The 931-nt window shown below is 39.6% G+C and carries 1 protein-coding gene; it reads left to right on the top strand.

Annotated features, from left to right (window positions below; translation table 11 throughout):
• Positions 1-38 precede the first annotated feature (38 nt).
• Positions 39-899 (top strand): YihY/virulence factor BrkB family protein, encoded by an 861-nt coding sequence (locus tag HT699_RS11370; RefSeq protein WP_172934380.1) that lies wholly within the window; start codon positions 39-41, stop codon positions 897-899.
• Positions 900-931: the final 32 nt, after the last annotated feature.

Here is a 931-nt window from a genome sequence, read left to right as displayed (position 1 = left end):
TTTCATTGAGTATAAGATTATAAGTGAAGGAGTGTGACATGAAAAAGTGGTGGAAAGAGCTGATAGACAAGCCTCTATTAAAAGCTTTTTTGCATTATTATCAAGCATCAGATAGTGAGTTGACCAGTGTCGCAGTAGCCTACTATTGGTTGATTTCGATTTTTCCCCTGCTTTTGGTGGTGGTCAATATCCTCCCCTATTTTCAGATTCCTGTGGGAGAACTTCTGGGCTTTGTGAAAGACGTCCTGCCCCCAAGCCTCTATGAAGGTGTGGAAAAAATAGCCAGAGAAGTCTTGACGCAACCTTCAACAGGTTTATTGAGTTTTTCTGTCTTGTCGGCGCTATGGAGTTTTTCAAAATCTATGAATTTCTTGCAAAAAGCTTTTAACAAGGCTTATGGCGTCGAAAAGAGTCGTGGACTTATTTCCCATCAGATGGTGAGCCTCCTAGTCAGTTTTGGCTTGCAGTTCCTCTTTGCGTTTGCCTTGTTTTTGAGCTTGTTTGGGCAGATGCTTTTGGCTTTACTTGCTCATTATTGGACAAAAGATGGCATTATCTATCAGGCTTTACAAGGGTTGGCAGGTCCTCTGACTTACGCCCTCCTCTTTGCTATCTTGGTCATGCTTTATTATTTTCTTCCCAATCTATCTGACAGGAAAATTAGCTATACCCTACCAGGCAGTGCCTTTGTCCTCTTAGTGATTTTAGGTTTACTAACTCTGTTCTCTAGTTATCTCAATTACTATGTCCATCATTTAGTGGACGTCCGAATTTTAGGTTCTGTTCTTCTTGTTGTTATGATGTTTTGGTTTATCTTGATTGCTAAAATTGTTATCCTAGGCGCGGTTATCAATGCCAGTGTTCAGAGTTTGAAAGATTCGGTCTTTAAAAAAGATTAACTATTTATCTATTACAAAAGCGCATAGTATCA

It is taken from the genome of Streptococcus sp. 1055, assembly GCF_013276815.1.
In the GTDB taxonomy this organism is placed as follows: Bacteria; Bacillota; Bacilli; order Lactobacillales; family Streptococcaceae; genus Streptococcus; species Streptococcus pseudopneumoniae.
The sequence above is the reverse complement of the archived record's forward strand: the minus strand, read 5'-3'. Positions and strand labels throughout refer to the sequence as shown.

Bases quoted from the DNA above. Each gene is read 5' to 3' on its own strand.
- HT699_RS11370 (WP_172934380.1), top strand. From the start codon at position 39: ATGAAAAAGTGGTGGAAAGAGCTGATAGACAAGCCTCTATTAAAAGCT.